The sequence below is a fragment of the Bacillus sp. RHFS10 genome (assembly GCF_016757475.1).
In the GTDB taxonomy this organism is placed as follows: domain Bacteria; phylum Bacillota; class Bacilli; order Bacillales; family Bacillaceae; genus Bacillus; species Bacillus subtilis_G.
Window position 1 is genome coordinate 492,084 of record NZ_JAESPO010000001.1, and the last position, 16,657, is coordinate 508,740.

A 16,657-nucleotide genomic window follows, 5' to 3' on the forward strand; every position below is an offset into this window, starting at 1 on the left:
ATACTATTATAGTAAAGCATGGCGCGATTGTCATCCATAATGAAACGAAAATATTTTTCATTTTCCCGGCAGTTTGATAAACTAATTCTATTAAAACGGTAAGGAAGGTCTCAAAATGGAAAAAGAAACTTGGCGGTTTATAGACTCAGGCAATGCAAATCCTGCATTCAATATGGCGCTTGATGAAGCGCTTTTATATTGGCACAGCGAAGAAAAAATCCCCCCGGTTATCCGTTTTTACGGCTGGAATCCGGCGACTCTTTCTGTAGGGTATTTTCAAAATATTAAAAAGGAAATCAATTTTGAAGCCGTACATAAGTATAATCTCGGATTCGTCAGACGCCCGACCGGCGGGAGAGGTGTGCTGCACGATCAGGAATTGACATACAGCGTGATTGTTTCAGAAGAACATCCCGAAATGCCGGCAACGGTCACTGAGGCATACCGGGTCATTTCAGAAGGCATACTCCAAGGCTTTAGAAATCTTGGTCTGGACGCTTATTTTGCCATTCCGAGAACTGACAAAGAAAAAGAAAGCTTAAAAAACCCGCGGTCATCCGTTTGTTTTGACGCGCCCTCATGGTATGAGCTAGTGGTTGAGGGACGCAAGGTGGCGGGAAGCGCGCAAACGAGGCAAAAAGGCGTGATTCTTCAGCACGGCTCCATTCTGCTCGACTTGGATGAGGACAAGCTGTTTGATCTGTTCTTGTATCCGAGTGAAAGAGTCAGAGAGCGGATGCAGCGCAATTTCAAAAATAAAGCGGTTGCCATTAATGAACTCACTGAAAAACAGGTAACGATGGATGAGGCCCGTAAAGCCTTTAAAGAAGGATTTGAAACAGGCCTTAACATTCATTTGGAGCCATACGAACTATCTCAGGAAGAGCTTGATTTTGTACATCACTTGGCAGAAACAAAATACGCTTCAGATGAATGGAATTACAAGCGGTAAACAGGGCTTTTGGCCCGCGGAGCATCCTTGTTTTTTCAAGTTCATTAGTGTAAACTTGTAATGGTTTATAAAGTTAAGGTGCTTTTTGGGAGGGTTTCGATGACGACACCAAGTATGGAAGATTATATTGAACAGATTTATATGCTGATTGAAGAAAAAGGATATGCACGGGTTTCCGATATTGCGGAAGCATTGGCAGTCCATCCCTCCTCTGTAACGAAAATGGTTCAAAAACTAGATAAAGACGAATATTTAATTTATGAAAAATATCGCGGTCTCGTGTTAACGTCTAAAGGGAAAAAAATAGGCAAACGGCTGGTATACAGACATGAATTGCTTGAGCAGTTTTTAAGAATCATTGGTGTTGATGAAGAGAAAATATATAACGATGTCGAAGGAATCGAACATCATTTAAGCTGGAACAGCATTGATCGCATCGGGGATCTTGTTCAATATTTTGAAGAAGATGATGCTCGTAAAAAAGATCTGAAATCAATCCAAAAGAAAACAGAACATCATAATCAGTAAAAAGGCGGTCTCGAAGGAGGCCGTCTTTTTTTGATTCGCTGCGCCGCGCGTCATTCGTTGGTCTATTTCTTCGCATGTTTTCTTAAAATGGTAATAAACGATTGAATGGAGGGGGAGGGGAATGAGATGTATATTGACGGTGTATTTTCCGGCGGCGGAGTAAAAGGCATTGCCCTGGCAGGCGCTTATGAAGTGCTTGAGGAAAAAGGCTTCCGCTTTAAACGGCTTGCGGGTACAAGCGCGGGCGCAATTATAGCCGCTTTCATTGCCTCAGGTTACACCAGTAAAGAAATCCATGCTTTAATTGAAGAAGTGGACGGAGAGAAATTGCTGGACCAGCGGTACTCATTTCTCCCCTTGAAAATGCTTCAGTGGGTGTCCATTTACTGGCGTCTTGGCTTATATAAAGGCGATACGATAGAAAAATGGATTGCTGATCTGTTAAGAGCGAAAGGCATAAGGGTTTTCGGTGATTTGCAGAAGGGGTCTCTGCGCCTTATCGCTTCTGATCTGACAAACGGCACCATGATTGTTTTGCCGGACGATTTGGTCCGTTACGGGTTAAATCCCGATATGTTTCCGGTTGCCAGGGCGGTAAGAATGAGCTGCAGCATTCCGTATTTCTTTGAACCGATAAAATTAAAAACGGACACAGACACCGCCACGGTTGTTGACGGAGGGGTGTTAAGCAATTTTCCCATCTGGCTGTTTTCAAAGGAAAGAAAACGCCCTGTTATCGGTGTGACGCTTGCACCGCGGGAAAGGGAGCGTCCGCGAAAAAATATCCGCAACGCATTCGAACTGTTCGGCGCCCTGTTTGAAACGATGAAGGATGCACATGACGCAAGGCACATTGCGTCACGCTATGAACAAAACATCATTTTTCTCCCGGTTGATGACATCATGGCGACCGATTTTCATTTAACACAACAAAAAAAACTAGCCCTGATTGAGCTAGGTAAAAGACGGACAGAGCAGTTTTTAAAACAGTGGACCTATTAAAAAAGCGCTCTGTTTTTCTTTTTATTTTTTTTCCCTTCTATAACAGTCAGCTGAGTCTGGCTTTTTTTCTTGAGAATCATCGGCTTAGGCTTGCTGGCGCTCGGAACGCTGCGCAGGTGGCTGACACGTCCCTTATGTCCGGCGCGGTGCTTTGCTTTTTGTTCTTTCATCCGGCGCCGGGATTGTTTCGCCGCTTTTTTGAAGGCCGCTCCTTCGCTGCCCGCATTTCGATTCATTACATATTTCACAATAAAATAAATAATGATACCTGCCACGATGACGGTTACCGCCATTTTTGCCATTTCTCCGGGATTGGTTACCAGTACATAGAGGAAACCGAACGCTCCCAGCGCAATTAATACAGCAATAATAGGTTGTACACGATGATTCATAACTGTCCACCTCCGAAAGTAATAGCAGGGCAACGGATATTAGATGACGTTGTGAGAAGGCTTCTGATTTTGTGCAGACATTTCTTCGAGTCTGAGAAGCTCGTTAAAGCTTTCGATTGCAACTTCAACCTGGTCATCCTTAGGCTCTTTTGTTGTTAACAGCTGAAGCCAGAGCCCCGGATACCCAAGGAATTTCAGTCCGGGTATATCACGCACTTTGTTTGTCAGCTGCAGAACTTCAAAGGATATGCCGAGTACGACCGGTATCAGCGCGACACGATCTATAACACGCAGCCAAAGCGGATCTGTCGGAACGAGCAAATAGACAAACATGCCGACAATAATCGTAAATAAAATAAAGCTTGATCCGCAGCGGTAATGAAGCCGAGATTGGTTTTGAACATTCTCTACTGTAATTGGCAAATTCTGTTCATAACAGTTTATGACTTTATGTTCGGCTCCATGATATTGAAACACTCTTTTAATGAGCGGTGTCATGGATAAAAAATAAATGTAACCGAGCAGCAAAATCAACTTAAACAGGCTTTCAACCGCGATTTGCGCTGTGTCCGATGAAAAAACCGGCCTTGTCAGTTCAGCTAAGAAAACAGGAACCAATGTAAATACAAATTTACTGAACAAAAATGATAAGACGCCGATAACCGCGAGGCTGAGATACATAGACAGCCCGGAGGATTTTTTTTCTTCCTGCTCAAGTGTCTCGTCTTCAGATGGATCAAGCCCGTAACGTTCGCTAGAAAAATTCAAATGCTTGGTGCCGTTTGCGCTCGCTTCAATAATGGCCGCGATCCCTCGTAAAAACGGAATCTTTTTCACGATGTTCAGTTTCGGGTTGCGTTTGCGGGGAAGCTTAAAGAAGTCAATGCTTCCGTCCGTTCTTCTGATTGCTGTAACGTAATGATGCTTTCCTCCAAACATAACACCTTCCACAACTGCCTGACCGCCGTAAGCGGGCGGAATTTTATGTTTTGACATATTATCAACCTGCCTATTTCTTTAGGATTGCTAACCATTTCCTTTCACTCTATTGTACAGGAAACAGCGCTAAACCTCTAGATTGACAGGCTGAAAAATTGTCTAGCCTTGCTTTATCTACATGCATTATACCCGTTAATTTCAAATTTTACTCGCAGCTGTCAAAAAGTGTGAGCTTTTTTATTGACATTTCATTTTTTGGGCACACTTTAACTGGAGGTGCCATGATGACAAGCGAAAAAAAGACAGAACAAAATGAACAATCGAATGAGAAGCAGGGACCGCCTGTTCCGATGGCCAGCAGGGTGGCGGCAACAGGTTTTTTCGGAGGCGTATTATGGAGTTTCATCGCTTATATTGCGTATTTGTTTCATTTTTCCGAAGTCAGTCCGAATATGATTTTGCAGCCGTTTGTACTCGGAGAGTGGAAAAAACATGGACTGGGGACAGTAATCAGCATTATTTTAATCGGAATTCTTTCAATCGGCGCAGCATTCCTATATTTTCTTCTATTGAAACGGTTAAAAACAATGTGGCCGGGTATTTTATATGGCTTTCTGCTTTGGATGCTCGTGTTTTTTGTTTTTAATCCCATTTTTCCTGATGTGCGCGCGGTGACCGAACTGAAAGCTGATACAGTTATTACGACCATTTGCATTTATTTGCTTTACGGGCTGTTTGTCGGTTATTCCATCTCATTTGAATACAATGAGCTGAATTCGGAGAAGCTGGCACGTGCGCTGGGAACAGTGCATAGAGAATAGTGTATTATCCTTTTCCAGTATGATAAAATGTTCACGAGAAGTGGACATTTTTTTACATGAGATACCCTCACGAAAAGGAGAGATTCATGTGCCTCATTTTTTGATTTTGAACGGGCCGAATGTCAATCGGCTGGGGAAGCGTGAGCCGAAGGTATTCGGCCGCCAGACACTGACCGACATAGAAACAGATCTTTTTCAATTTGCTGAAGCCTTACATATCCAGATCACTTTCTTCCAGTCTAATCACGAAGGTGATTTGATTGATGCCATCCATGAGGCAGCGGAGCAATACGACGGCATAGTTCTGAACCCCGGAGCGCTGAGCCATTACAGCTATGCAATCAGGGATGCTGTTTCGAGCATCGGCCTTCCTGTGGTTGAGGTGCATTTATCAAACTTATATGCCAGGGAGGAATTCAGACATCAGTCGGTCATTGCTCCGGTTGCGAAAGGGCAGATCGTCGGTCTTGGAGCTGAAGGCTATAAGCTTGCGATTCGCTACTTATTAAGCCAGCAAGGGGGAGAATCAAGATGAAGCTAGAGAAATTAAGAGACCAGTTTGGACAGCTGGGGATTGACGGAATGCTGATCACAAGCAGCACGAATGTACGCTATATGACAGGATTTACAGGTTCAGCGGGTCTGGCTGTTATATCAGGTGATAGGGCGGCGTTTATTACGGATTTTCGTTATACAGAGCAGGCGAAGGTTCAGGTAAAGGGCTTTGAAATCATTGAGCATGGCGGAAGCCTGATTCAGACCACCGCCGACACGATTGAAGCGTTCGGCATCAAACGCCTCGGCTTTGAGCAAAACAGCATGACATACGGCACATATGCGTCGTACAGCGCGGTTATCAGTGAGGCTGAATTAGTGCCTGTGGCTGAATCCGTGGAAAAGTTGCGCTTGATTAAGTCTAATGAAGAGATTAAGATATTAGAGGAAGCTGCGAAGATTGCAGATGATGCCTTCAGACATATCTTGACGTTTATGAAACCCGGCATTTCTGAAATCGCTGTTGCCAATGAGCTGGAGTTTTATATGAGAAGCCAGGGAGCTGACAGCTCTTCTTTTGATATGATTGTTGCCTCGGGCCTTCGGTCAAGCCTTCCGCATGGTGTGGCCAGTGACAAACTGATTGAAAGCGGAGACCTAGTTACGCTTGATTTTGGCGCTTATTATAAAGGATATTGTTCTGATATTACCCGTACGGTCGCTGTAGGTGAGCCAAGTGACCAATTGAAGGAGATTTATCAGGTCGTATTTGATGCTCAGGCATTAGGCGTCGCACATATTAAGCCGGGAATGACAGGAAAAGAGGCTGACGCCCTCACAAGGGATCACATTGCGGCAAAAGGCTACGGTGAATATTTTGGCCATTCAACCGGACACGGGCTCGGCATGGAGGTTCATGAATCACCGGGATTGTCCGTCAGATCTTCAGCTATCCTTGAACCGGGCATGGTGGTGACAGTGGAGCCGGGCATTTACATACCAGAAACAGGCGGTGTCCGCATAGAAGATGACATCGTGATTACAGAAAACGGCAACCGGACAATCACCCATTCCCCAAAAGAACTTATTATTTTGTGATTGGAATATAGGAGGACATTAAACATGATTTCAGTTAACGATTTCCGTACAGGATTAACAATCGAAGTAGACGGCGGCATTTGGCGCGTCGTTGACTTCCAGCATGTAAAACCTGGTAAAGGCGCGGCGTTTGTCCGTTCTAAACTCCGCAATCTTCGAACTGGCGCGATTCAGGAAAAAACATTCCGCGCTGGTGAAAAAGTAGCGAAAGCGCAAATCGAAACAAAAACAATGCAATATCTATATGCAAACGGAGACCAGCACGTATTTATGGATACTTCTTCTTATGAGCAGCTTGAACTAAGCGAGACTCAAATCGAAGAGGAATTAAAATACCTGCTTGAAAACATGTCTGTGCATATCATGATGTACCAAGAAGAAACGCTCGGTATCGAACTTCCAAACACAGTTGAACTGAAAGTTGTTGAAACTGAACCCGGCATTAAAGGTGATACAGCATCTGGCGGTACAAAACCTGCGAAAACCGAAACCGGCCTTATTGTAAACGTGCCGTTCTTTGTAAATGAAGGCGACAAACTTGTTGTCAATACATCTGACGGTTCATACGTTTCAAGAGCATAGAAAGAAAAGAGAAGTCTGTTCCCAAATGGGAGCAGGCTTTTTTTGTGCCTAAAAAGAGAATCTTCCTTTTATACGAAAATGACAAGACTACTTCCGCAAGCTAGAGCATATCATATAAAAAAATGGGAGGTTGGGAGAGTGCTATGAAATTTTTACTTGGAAATATCAATTCTACTGTTTTAACAATGGCCGGATTGCGCGTTTTATCCTCTATGATTGAGCTGACGGCAGCGATTATCATGCTTGTGACAAATGATGTCCGGAAGGCGGTTGTGGTTAACAGCATTCTCGCTATTGTCGGTCCGCTGATTTTTATCATCACCATGACTGTCGGAATCTATCAAATTGCCGGGCAGCTGTCGTATGCAAAGCTGATTCTGATTTTTACGGGTGTTGTTTTAATTTTGGCGGGTGTTCATAAATAAAGAGAGGCTTGTCATAAAGTCTGCCTCACATCATACATTTTAAAGAAGCCAATCGGTAGAAAGGAGGAGGCTCTGTTTGAATGAAATCGCTGAGGTTCTCCCTGAATCCATGAAAAACGCCCTTTCTGAAATACCGGAACATCAATGGCTTGAAATCGAAGAAGTCAGAATTCGGGTCAACCGCCCTGTTGAATTAATTCGAAAAGGACAACCTGTTTTTTTATCCTATGCGGGTACGGCCGAGGATGCCCATCTGATTCTCAGCCGGCTCAGCAACTATAGTATGTATACGCTCGAAGAAGAGCTGAAGAAAGGGTATGTCACGATCAGAGGCGGCCACAGAGTCGGGCTGGCAGGCAGAGTCATTACGGAAAACGGAGGTGTGAAAGGCCTCCGTGACATCGCATCTTTTAATATACGAATTGCCCGGCAAAAACTGGGGATTGCGGAGCCGCTGCTTCCATACTTATATCAAGACAGCTGGTTGAATACGCTGATTATCGGTCCGCCGCAAACTGGAAAAACAACACTTCTCCGAGATCTTGCGAGACTCTCGAGCACCGGCAAAAAACGCATGTCGCCCGTAAAGACAGGAATCGTCGATGAACGGTCAGAAATTGCCGGATGCCTGCGCGGTATTCCCCAGCATCAATTCGGGCAGAGGATTGACGTGTTAGACGCCTGTCCAAAGGCTGAGGGCCTGATGATGATGATTCGGTCTATGAGCCCTGAGGTGATCATTGTCGATGAAATCGGGCGTATGGAAGATACAGACGCACTTCTTGAAGCGCTGCATGCAGGTGTTTCAGTCATCGTATCGGCGCATGGCTGGAGCATATCTGATCTGATGAAACGGCCTTCATTAAAGCGATTGTGGGAAGAAAGAGCCTTTGACCGCTATTTGGAATTATCGAGAGCGAAGGGGCCGGGCACAATAAGCCGCATTTATGACAAAGATGGAAATGTGCTGTCTGGGACGATGGGCGTGAAGACATGCTGAAGCTGCTGGGTGCTGTATTCATTGTGGTGGCGACAACATGGACAGGTTTTGAGATGGCGAAAGTTTATACGGAACGACCGCGGCAAATCCGCCAGCTGCGTGCGGCGCTCCAATCCCTCGAGGCTGAAATCATGTACGGCCATACACCGCTTCATATCGCTTCACAGCAGATTGCCAAGCAGCTGGCACAGCCTGTTTCGGCTCTTTTTACCACATTCAGTAATCAGCTGGACAAGGGCAGCGATTCCGCAAAAACTGCGTGGGAGCAAAGCTTAAAGAAGGTGTGGGACACCATGTCTTTGAAAAAAAGCGAATATGAAGTGCTGAAGCAATTTGGCGAGACGCTCGGGATTCATGACCGAATCTCGCAGCAAAAGCACATCAAGCTGGCGCTTACACACTTGGAAGCCTCGGAAGCGGATGCTGAGCAGGCACAGGCGAAAAATGAAAAGATGATAAAAAGTTTAGGCTTTTTAGCGGGCTTGTTACTCATTCTTCTATTGATGTAAACGTGAGGGGAGCAAAAATAAAATGGGAGTAGACGTGAACGTGATATTTCAAATCGCCGGAGTGGGAATCGTGGTGGCTTTTTTACACACGATTTTGGATCAGATGGGCAAAAAAGAATATGCCCAGTGGGTGACGCTGTTAGGTTTTATCTATATTTTATTTATGGTCGCCACAATTGTAGACGACCTATTTAAAAAGATAAAAGCTGTGTTTTTATTCCAAGGATAGGGGGGCTTGCAGATTGACATTGTTCAAATTGTAGGTTTAGGGCTGATCGCCACCTTCCTTTCTTTAATTGTTAAAGAACAAAAGCCGACTTTTGCGTTTTTAATCGTCGTGTTTGCAGGCTGTGCCATTTTTCTTTATTTGGTAGACCAAATCTACGACATTATTCGAATGATAGAAAAAATTGCAATTAACGCAAACGTCAACATGGTCTATGTTGAAACCATTTTAAAGATTATCGGAATCGCCTATATCGCTGAATTCGGGGCGCAGCTTACAAAAGATGCCGGTCAAGGGGCCATCGCCTCGAAAATAGAATTGGCGGGGAAAATTTTAATTCTTGTTATGGCTGTGCCTATTTTAACAGTCATTATTGAAACGATTCTCGGACTTATACCTTCTATGTCATAACCGAAGGGAGGCGGTAGATTGAAGCGTTTCCACTGGGCTTTAGTTCTGGCCGTGCTGATCATAGCAGGCCGTGCAGAATTGGTACAAGCAGCCGGTGATGCCGAACAAGCGGATGAACATGCTGAAACGGCTGAGCAATTAGCGGAAAGAACAGCGGCCTCACTTGAAACAGACAAGATCGGCGAATTTTGGAATGACATTATGACAGAATATGGCGGACTGCTGCCGGAAAGCCAAAAAGGCAGCTTAATTGAGTTTATCAATGGCGATAAATCATTTTCACCGCAAGAATGGCTGAAAGCTCTCTTTTCTTATTTGTTTCATGAAGTGCTAGCCAACGGCAAGCTGCTGGGCACATTAATTTTACTCACCATTTTTTGCGTCATCCTGCAGCTTCTGCAAAATGCGTTTCAGAAAAGCACCGTCAGCAAGGTCGCCTATTCAATTGTGTATATGGTGTTGATTATTCTTGCGCTGAACAGTTTTCATGTGGCAATCAATTATGCGACGGAGGCCATTCAGACGATGACCAGCTTTATATTGGCGCTCATTCCGCTCCTCTTGGCGCTTTTGGCTTCCTCAGGCGGAGCTGTATCTGCAGCTTTCTTTCATCCTGTTATCCTCTTTCTGATGAATACGAGCGGTCTATTAATTCAGAATATCGTCATGCCGCTGATTTTCTTATCAGCGATTCTAAGCATTGTCAGCACAATGACTGAACAATACAAAGTAACGCAGCTGGCCAACCTGCTCAGGAATATCGCCATCGGAGCACTGGCCGTGTTTCTCACCATCTTTCTCGGCGTTATTTCTGTTCAGGGAGCCTCAGCTGCAGTGACAGACGGCATTACGCTCAGAACGGCTAAATTTATAACCGGAAACTTTATTCCCGTTCTTGGCCGAATGTTTACAGACGCGACAGATACAGTGATCAGCGCTTCCTTATTGCTGAAAAATACCGTAGGGATTCTCGGTGTTGCTATTTTAATCTGTATCGCGGCCTTTCCGGCAATCAAAGTGCTTTCCCTCGCTTTTATTTATAAGCTGGCAGCCGCGATTCTTCAGCCGCTTGGAGGCGGACCCGTCATTACTTGCCTCGATGTCATCAGCAAAAGCGTCATTTATATTTTTGCAGCTCTCGCCATTGTGTCCCTCATGTTTTTTTTAAGCCTTACCGTCATCATCACAGCCGGAAACCTCACGATGATGATGAAATAAAGGAGGCTGGCGGATGAGTTTTCTAACTGAATGGCTTACCACCATCGTGTTGTTTATCCTATTTGCCATTGTGATTGATATGCTGCTGCCGAGCTCCAGCATGCAAAAGTACGCAAAAATGGTGGTCAGCCTGCTCTTGATTGTCGTCATGCTTACACCGATTTTCAAGCTTTTCAACACAGATCCTGAAGTCATCTTTGAATACCTCACAAAAAACAGGCAGTCAGAGTCTGCCGACATAAAAAATCAAATCAATTCAAAAAAAATAGAAATACAAGCTTCCCAGCGTGCATATATTTTAGAAGAAATGGCTGTCCAACTAAAAAAGAAAGCGGAGGAGAGATTCAGTCATGATGAATACAAAGTAGACCACATCAAACTCACGGCAGGAGAAAAGGTAGATTCAGAAGAGGATATTAAAACAATCAGCGTGTATATGGCCCCGTCTTCTGAAAACACGGTCCAAACGGTCGCGCCGGTTCGCATTGACACAGATGATGCGTATGCAACAAAAGAAGCAGCCGAACAAAAAGAAGCAAAACAGATCCAGTCACAGCTTGCGGACATTTGGGAGATCGAAAGTGAGAAAATTACGGTTCAAATGGAAGGCGGGGAGAGTGTCGGCAATGAATAAAAACGGATTATGGAATGTATTGAAAAAGCAGTTTCTTCCGGGGCAAACGAAGCACGGCGAAAAGCCGAAGCTGACCAAATATCATTACTTTCTGTTCGTTTTTGTTCTCGGAGTTTCCTTCATGCTCGTCAGCCATCTGTTTTCATCGCCGGAGAAAACGGAAAACGCCAAACCGATAACGGCGGTATCATCACAGGATACCGCAGCCGGCAAAGGGAAAACAGCCGAAGTGTTTAAAGCCTCAAAATCTGATGAACCTAAAAACTCGATCGATGATTATGAAAAAGAATACGAAAATCAGCTGAAAGAAATTCTTGAAACGATCATAGGTGTAGACGATGTCTCGGTTGTCGTGAATGTTGATGCAACGTCGCTGAAAGTATATGAAAAAAACAAATCAAACAAAAATACAACCACTGAAGAAACAGACAAAGAGGGCGGGACAAGAAGCGTCACAGACCAGACATCGGAAGAAGAAATTGTGATGATCAAAAACGGCGATAAAGAAACACCCGTCGTCGTCCAAACGAAAAAACCTGATATACGCGGTGTACTCGTTGTTGCTCAAGGAGTGGACAACGTTCAAATAAAACAAACGATTATTGAAGCGGTGACACGGGTCCTGGATGTTCCAAGCCACCGGGTTGCGGTTGCCCCTAAAAAAATAAAGGAGGATTCATAAATGCTCAAAAAACAAACCGTTTGGCTATTAACAATGCTCAGTCTTGTCGTGGTGTTAAGCGTCTACTATATCATGTCTCCGGAAAGCAAAAATGCCGTGCAAATGAAAAGTGAAAAAAATGCGTCTGACTCAGGAGAGGTCGCAACTGAAAAAGCGCCTGCCAAGCAAGACACGAAGGAAAAAAGCGGTCCGGAAACTGAAACAGAAACGGAAAAAGAAGATGGAACAAAGGGCACGAAAGATTCATCAGCAGACAAGGAAACATCCGCTGAAGCCAGTGAAAAAGGAACTGTGGTAACAGAAACAGCCGATGATGATTTGTTTACAACATACCGTCTAGATTTAGAAGATACCAGAAGCAAAGAAAGAGAAGAGCTGAATGCCATAGTGTCAAGCGATGATGCGACAGCAAAGGAAAAGAGCGAAGCATATGATAAAATGACGGCTCTCAGTGAAGTGGAAGGAACAGAAAAACAGCTGGAAACCCTTATTAAAACACAAGGCTACAAAGACGCGCTCGTCAATGCTGAAGGAGACAAAATCAACATTACAGTCAAATCAGACAAACATTCTAAATCTAAGGCGACAGCCATCATAGACCTTGTGGCAAAAGAAATCAAAACAATGAAAGACGTCGCTGTCACATTTGAGCCATCCAAGTAAATAAGAGGAAAAATACGCCCGCTTAAGCAGCGGGCTTTTTGTGTGCCAATCATATTAGAGTTGAATTCAAAAGTCCGCTCCTGTAAGATAAACATAGTATGTACTTTTAGTAGTAACCTATAAAAAAAGACATTTTATACATAGGAGTGCGATTGAATGTTAAATATTAAAGAAATCCACGAGCTGATTAAAGCAATTGACGAGTCTGCAATTGATGAATTCGTATATGAAAATGAAGGTGTATCCTTAAAACTGAAAAAACATGAAGCAGGCACTGTTCAAGTGATGCAGCAGGCGCCGGCAGCACCAGTGCAGGCACAGGCTCCGCAGGCAGTTCAGCCGCAAGCGCAGCAAGCAGCGTCGGCACCTGCCCAAGAAGCACCGAAGCAAGATGAGAATCTGCATAAAATCACTTCACCAATGGTAGGAACGTTTTATGCGTCTTCATCACCTGAAGCTGGCCCATATGTAACAGCCGGTTCAAAAGTAAATGAAAACACAGTTGTCTGCATTGTAGAAGCGATGAAGCTTTTCAACGAAATTGAAGCGGAAGTAAAAGGTGAAATCGTTGAAGTGTTAGTAGAAAACGGCCAGCTGGTCGAATACGGACAACCTCTATTTCTTGTGAAAGCAGAGTAAGGAGACTTAACATGATTAAAAAGCTATTGATCGCCAACAGAGGAGAAATTGCTGTCAGAATCATCAGAGCCTGCAAAGAGCTCGGAGTTGAGACTGTCGCTGTTTATTCAGAAGCTGATAAAGATGCCCTTCATGTTCAAATGGCTGATGAAGCTTTTTGTATCGGGCCGAAAGCATCAAAAGACAGCTATTTAAATGTTACAAATATTGTGAGTGTTGCGAAGTTGACAGGAACGGATGCTATTCATCCGGGATATGGATTTTTAGCTGAAAATGCAGATTTCGCGGAATTATGTGAAGAAGTTAACGTCACATTTGTCGGTCCGAGCGCTGACGCCATTTCAAAAATGGGAACAAAAGACGTTGCGAGGGAAACGATGAAACAGGCCGGCGTGCCGATCGTGCCGGGTTCGCAAGGAATTATAGAAAATGTGGAAGAAGCGGTTTCACTTGCTAATGAAATTGGGTATCCTGTAATTATAAAAGCCACCGCAGGCGGAGGCGGAAAAGGAATCAGGGTTGCCCGCACCGAAGAGGAACTGATCAAAGGCATTAAGATTACACAGCAGGAAGCTGCAACAGCATTCGGAAATCCAGGTGTTTACATCGAAAAATACATAGAAGATTTTCGTCACGTTGAGATCCAAGTGCTTGCCGATAACTACGGAAATACCATCCATTTAGGTGAACGCGACTGCTCGATTCAAAGACGCCTGCAAAAGCTTTTGGAAGAAACACCATCTCCGGCGCTTGATTCAGAAATCAGGGAGCAGATGGGAGATGCAGCGGTTAAGGCTGCAAAAGCAGTTGGCTATTCAGGCGCGGGAACAGTTGAATTTATTTATGACTACAACGAACAGCGCTACTACTTTATGGAAATGAACACGAGAATCCAGGTGGAGCACCCAGTCACAGAAATGGTGACGGGAACAGACTTGATTAAGGAACAAATCAAAGTGGCATCAGGAATGGAACTGAGCCTTAACCAAGAAGATGTCGAATTCCAAGGCTGGGCGATCGAATGCCGAATCAACGCAGAAAATCCAAGTAAAAATTTCATGCCGTCTCCTGGTGAAATTAAAATGTACCTGCCTCCGGGCGGTCTTGGTGTCCGTGTAGATTCAGCTGCTTACCCGGGCTATTCCATTCCTCCGTACTATGACAGCATGATTGCAAAAGTGATCACATACGGAAAAACGAGAGATGAAGCGATTGCCCGCATGAAGCGCGCATTGAGCGAATTCGTCATTGAAGGCATTGAGACAACAATCCCATTCCACTTAAAACTGCTTGAACATGAAACATTTGTTGGCGGAGAGTTTAATACGAAATTTTTAGAAACATATGATGTAATGGGCTCATAATTTTTACGGAGGTGAATTGAATGAAAGACAACAGCTTGCTTAAAATGAATCAAGAAGATACGCATTTAGGTAAGGTTGAGATTGCACCGGAAGTCATCGAGGTCATTGCCGGCATAGCAGCTTCAGAAGTTGACGGTGTTGCCGAAATGCGCGGAAACTTTGCGACAGGTGTCGTCGAACGCTTCGGTAAAGTAAATCATGGCAAAGGTGTCAAAGTCGACCTGGCGGATGACGGCATTACGATCGATGTATACTGCGTCGTTACATTCGGCGTTTCGATTCCGAAAGTTGCAGCGTCCGTTCAGGAAAACATTCGTCAAACCTTATTAAATATGACGTCTCTTTCGATTAACGAGATCAATATTCATATCGTCGGCATTCAATTTGACACAAAAGCCCAGGAAGTCCAAATCGACGAAGAAATGTAAATGGCTTAACAAGAAACCAAGGGGAGGGCGGCCCTTTGGTTTTTTTACACGTTACCCTTTATTTCAAAGCATGAAGAAAGCCGGCTCAAGGCAGCCGAGTTTCTTCATGATCGTGAAATCCGAATGATCATATCAAGGTGTGTGAAAATATTCGGTAATAGGGTGAAAAAACCTTGATTTCAATATGCGGATACGAAAAAAATATGTTATGATCTCTTTATGGCTTAACGACAAGCGGATAAAGAGGATCAAAGGAGAAAGAAAATGAAAAGAAGAACAGCAAGAGAAAAAGCTTTGCAGGCACTATTTCAAATTGATGTCAGCGATATTGCAGTGAATGAAGCCATAGAACACGCATTGGATGAAGAAAAAACAGATCCTTTCTTTGAACAGCTTGTACACGGGGTATTGGAACACCAAGTCCAGCTTGATGAAATGATCTCCAATCATCTGGTGAATTGGAAGCTCGATCGGATTGCCAATGTTGACCGCGCGATTTTGCGTCTGGGAGCATATGAAATGGCGTATGCCGAAGACATTCCGGTGAATGTCTCTATGAACGAAGCGATTGAGCTGGCAAAACGGTTTGGTGATGACAAAGCGACAAAGTTTGTAAACGGGGTTCTTTCTAACATTAAATCTGATATTGAACAATCATAGGAGGAAAGAAAATGACTGCAACAATCATCGACGGAAAAGAAACGGCTAGAGAAAAACGCGAACAATTGGCAAAAGAGGTAGAAGAGCTTAAAAAGCAAGGCGTCACTCCCGGGCTCGCGGTTATTTTGATTGGAGATGATCCTGCTTCTCACTCTTACGTGCGAGGAAAGAAAAAAGCGGCTGAAACTATGGGAATGAATTTCAAGCTCGATCAATTCGACAGCAGTCTAACAGAAACGGAACTGCTTTCCATTATCGATCAATACAATCAAGACCCTGAGTTTCACGGCATCCTCGTTCAGCTCCCGCTTCCAGACCATATTTCTGAAAAAGCGGTGATCGAACGTATCTCTCCTGATAAAGATGTAGACGGTTTTCATCCGTTAAACGTAGGGAAAATGCTGCTTGGCGAAGATACGTTTCTTCCTTGCACGCCTCACGGAATTGTTGAGCTTTTGAAGAAAACCAATATCGACCTTTCCGGTAAAGAGGTTGTTGTAGTCGGCCGAAGCAATATTGTCGGCAAACCTGTCGGCCAGCTTTTATTAAATGAGAACGCGACGGTTACTTACTGTCATTCAAGAACAGAAAATATAACCGAACATACGAAAAAAGCGGACATCCTGGTGGTGGCAGTCGGCAGAGCCAATTTCATCAATGCAGATCAGATCAAAGAGGGCGCTGTTGTGATTGACGTCGGCGTTAACCGACTGGAAAGCGGAAAGCTTTGCGGAGACGTTGAATTTGAAGGAGCAAAGGAAAAAGCGTCCTTCATCACGCCAGTCCCTGGCGGAGTTGGTCCAATGACTATCACGATGCTTGCGCATAATACTGTTAAATCTGCGAAACGTACGTTATCATAGATAATTGGAGATGTTCACAGGCGGGAGATTTTGCCCGCCGTGAATATGAGCACGATACCCGCTTCTTCAGGCTCCTACAGCCAGGGCGGGTTTTCTTTAGTTATGGTGCAGGAATGCTTATGAGAG

At 44.3% G+C, this 16,657-nt stretch carries 23 protein-coding genes; 21 read left to right on the top strand and 2 right to left on the bottom strand.

The window, feature by feature from the left end; translation table 11 throughout:
* Positions 1–115: 115 nt before the first annotated feature.
* The 3 genes from lipM (at position 116) to JMN17_RS02560 (ending at position 2,482) form a co-directional block, all read left to right on the top strand.
* Positions 116–952, top strand: a complete 837-nt coding sequence (gene lipM / locus JMN17_RS02550; protein WP_087990689.1) for an octanoyltransferase LipM — start codon at positions 116–118, stop codon at positions 950–952.
* A gap of 99 nt (positions 953–1,051) precedes the next feature.
* Positions 1,052–1,480, top strand: coding sequence for a transcriptional regulator MntR (gene mntR / locus JMN17_RS02555; protein WP_003236923.1), 429 nt, complete (start codon positions 1,052–1,054; stop codon positions 1,478–1,480).
* A gap of 126 nt (positions 1,481–1,606) precedes the next feature.
* The gene (locus tag JMN17_RS02560) at positions 1,607–2,482 is read left to right on the top strand and encodes a patatin-like phospholipase family protein (protein WP_087990688.1); all 876 of its coding nucleotides are present in this window, start codon (positions 1,607–1,609) and stop codon (positions 2,480–2,482) included.
* Here the strand turns inward: JMN17_RS02560 and JMN17_RS02565 are convergent.
* Complete coding sequence (locus JMN17_RS02565) at positions 2,479–2,874, bottom strand: SA1362 family protein (protein WP_003226367.1); 396 nt, start codon at positions 2,872–2,874, stop codon at positions 2,479–2,481. The genes JMN17_RS02560 and JMN17_RS02565 overlap by 4 nt on opposite strands.
* A gap of 39 nt (positions 2,875–2,913) precedes the next feature.
* Positions 2,914–3,870: a DUF1385 domain-containing protein gene (locus JMN17_RS02570; RefSeq protein ID WP_087990687.1), complete on the bottom strand. Its 957-nt coding sequence runs from the start codon at positions 3,868–3,870 to the stop codon at positions 2,914–2,916.
* A 224-nt stretch (positions 3,871–4,094) separates the two neighbouring features.
* Between JMN17_RS02570 and JMN17_RS02575 the strand changes: the two genes are divergently transcribed.
* From JMN17_RS02575 to folD, 18 genes are all read left to right on the top strand, one after another.
* Positions 4,095–4,634, top strand: coding sequence for a YqhR family membrane protein (locus JMN17_RS02575; RefSeq protein WP_087990686.1), 540 nt, complete (start codon positions 4,095–4,097; stop codon positions 4,632–4,634).
* Positions 4,635–4,722: 88 nt separating this feature from the next.
* A complete protein-coding gene (aroQ, locus tag JMN17_RS02580) occupies positions 4,723–5,169 on the top strand; it encodes a type II 3-dehydroquinate dehydratase (protein WP_087990685.1) in 447 nt (148 codons plus the stop codon).
* Positions 5,166–6,227 (top strand): aminopeptidase PapA, encoded by a 1,062-nt coding sequence (gene papA / locus JMN17_RS02585; RefSeq protein ID WP_087990684.1) that lies wholly within the window; start codon positions 5,166–5,168, stop codon positions 6,225–6,227. The genes aroQ and papA overlap by 4 nt, the downstream gene beginning before the upstream one ends.
* Before the next feature lie 24 nt (positions 6,228–6,251).
* Positions 6,252–6,809 (top strand): elongation factor P, encoded by a 558-nt coding sequence (gene efp / locus JMN17_RS02590; RefSeq protein ID WP_148962031.1) that lies wholly within the window; start codon positions 6,252–6,254, stop codon positions 6,807–6,809.
* A 143-nt stretch (positions 6,810–6,952) separates the two neighbouring features.
* Positions 6,953–7,234 (top strand): YqhV family protein, encoded by a 282-nt coding sequence (locus tag JMN17_RS02595; RefSeq protein WP_003226379.1) that lies wholly within the window; start codon positions 6,953–6,955, stop codon positions 7,232–7,234.
* Positions 7,235–7,310: 76 nt separating this feature from the next.
* The gene (gene spoIIIAA / locus JMN17_RS02600) at positions 7,311–8,234 is read left to right on the top strand and encodes a stage III sporulation protein AA (RefSeq protein WP_087990682.1); all 924 of its coding nucleotides are present in this window, start codon (positions 7,311–7,313) and stop codon (positions 8,232–8,234) included.
* Positions 8,228–8,743: a stage III sporulation protein SpoIIIAB gene (gene spoIIIAB / locus JMN17_RS02605; RefSeq protein ID WP_202327206.1), complete on the top strand. Its 516-nt coding sequence runs from the start codon at positions 8,228–8,230 to the stop codon at positions 8,741–8,743. Before spoIIIAA ends, spoIIIAB begins: the two co-directional genes overlap by 7 nt.
* Before the next feature lie 22 nt (positions 8,744–8,765).
* Positions 8,766–8,972, top strand: coding sequence for a stage III sporulation protein AC (spoIIIAC, locus tag JMN17_RS02610; protein WP_003153142.1), 207 nt, complete (start codon positions 8,766–8,768; stop codon positions 8,970–8,972).
* Between the two features lie 6 nt (positions 8,973–8,978).
* On the top strand, positions 8,979–9,380 hold the full coding sequence (spoIIIAD, locus tag JMN17_RS02615) for a stage III sporulation protein AD (RefSeq protein ID WP_003230228.1): 402 nt from the start codon (positions 8,979–8,981) through the stop codon (positions 9,378–9,380).
* Between the two features lie 18 nt (positions 9,381–9,398).
* Positions 9,399–10,598, top strand: coding sequence for a stage III sporulation protein AE (gene spoIIIAE / locus JMN17_RS02620; RefSeq protein WP_087990680.1), 1,200 nt, complete (start codon positions 9,399–9,401; stop codon positions 10,596–10,598).
* Between the two features lie 13 nt (positions 10,599–10,611).
* Positions 10,612–11,232: a stage III sporulation protein AF gene (spoIIIAF, locus tag JMN17_RS02625; RefSeq protein WP_087990679.1), complete on the top strand. Its 621-nt coding sequence runs from the start codon at positions 10,612–10,614 to the stop codon at positions 11,230–11,232.
* On the top strand, positions 11,225–11,914 hold the full coding sequence (gene spoIIIAG / locus JMN17_RS02630) for a stage III sporulation protein AG (protein ID WP_087990678.1): 690 nt from the start codon (positions 11,225–11,227) through the stop codon (positions 11,912–11,914). The genes spoIIIAF and spoIIIAG overlap by 8 nt, the downstream gene beginning before the upstream one ends.
* On the top strand, positions 11,915–12,577 hold the full coding sequence (gene spoIIIAH / locus JMN17_RS02635; RefSeq protein ID WP_202327216.1) for a stage III sporulation ratchet engulfment protein SpoIIIAH: 663 nt from the start codon (positions 11,915–11,917) through the stop codon (positions 12,575–12,577).
* 156 nt (positions 12,578–12,733) lie between these two features.
* Positions 12,734–13,216, top strand: coding sequence for an acetyl-CoA carboxylase biotin carboxyl carrier protein (accB, locus tag JMN17_RS02640; protein WP_087990676.1), 483 nt, complete (start codon positions 12,734–12,736; stop codon positions 13,214–13,216).
* A gap of 11 nt (positions 13,217–13,227) precedes the next feature.
* A complete protein-coding gene (gene accC, locus JMN17_RS02645) occupies positions 13,228–14,580 on the top strand; it encodes an acetyl-CoA carboxylase biotin carboxylase subunit (protein WP_202327218.1) in 1,353 nt (450 codons plus the stop codon).
* Between the two features lie 20 nt (positions 14,581–14,600).
* Positions 14,601–15,008 (top strand): fatty acid biosynthesis protein YqhY, encoded by a 408-nt coding sequence (yqhY, locus tag JMN17_RS02650; protein ID WP_010328286.1) that lies wholly within the window; start codon positions 14,601–14,603, stop codon positions 15,006–15,008.
* A gap of 264 nt (positions 15,009–15,272) precedes the next feature.
* Positions 15,273–15,668, top strand: a complete 396-nt coding sequence (gene nusB, locus JMN17_RS02655; protein WP_087990674.1) for a transcription antitermination factor NusB — start codon at positions 15,273–15,275, stop codon at positions 15,666–15,668.
* 11 nt (positions 15,669–15,679) lie between these two features.
* Positions 15,680–16,531, top strand: a complete 852-nt coding sequence (gene folD, locus JMN17_RS02660; RefSeq protein WP_087990673.1) for a bifunctional methylenetetrahydrofolate dehydrogenase/methenyltetrahydrofolate cyclohydrolase FolD — start codon at positions 15,680–15,682, stop codon at positions 16,529–16,531.
* Positions 16,532–16,657 lie beyond the last annotated feature (126 nt).